At 46.6% G+C, this 307-nt stretch carries 1 rRNA gene; it reads left to right on the plus strand.

Features of this window, described 5'->3' with window-relative positions:
* Nucleotides 1–208 precede the first annotated feature (208 nt).
* Nucleotides 209–307, plus strand: a 23S ribosomal RNA gene (locus C722_RS0123625); the annotation flags it as partial.

Consider the following 307-nt stretch of genomic DNA (forward strand, 5'->3'; position numbering starts at 1 on the left):
TCTGGTCTTTGATCAGAACTGTTCTTTAAAAAATTGGGAAAGTGATAGAAGTAGACTGCATTAACTGTTTTCACTGGCAGTTAGTGTCGTCAAGGTAAAATCTTGCGAACTCAAGCGCAAGTTTTCGGCGAAATGTCGTCTTCACTCATTTAACGCTTTGCAGATCGGTAGCGTCCTTGGACGCCGGCGAGATTGCTTGGGGTTATATGGTCAAGTGAAGAAGCGCATACGGTGGATGCCTTGGCAGTCAGAGGCGATGAAAGACGTGATAGCCTGCGATAAGCTTCGGTGAGGTGGCAAATGACCT

Origin of the sequence: Pseudomonas sp. 313, from assembly GCF_000316965.1 — a bacterium.
In the GTDB taxonomy this organism is placed as follows: domain Bacteria; phylum Pseudomonadota; class Gammaproteobacteria; order Pseudomonadales; family Pseudomonadaceae; genus Chryseomonas; species Chryseomonas benzopyrenica.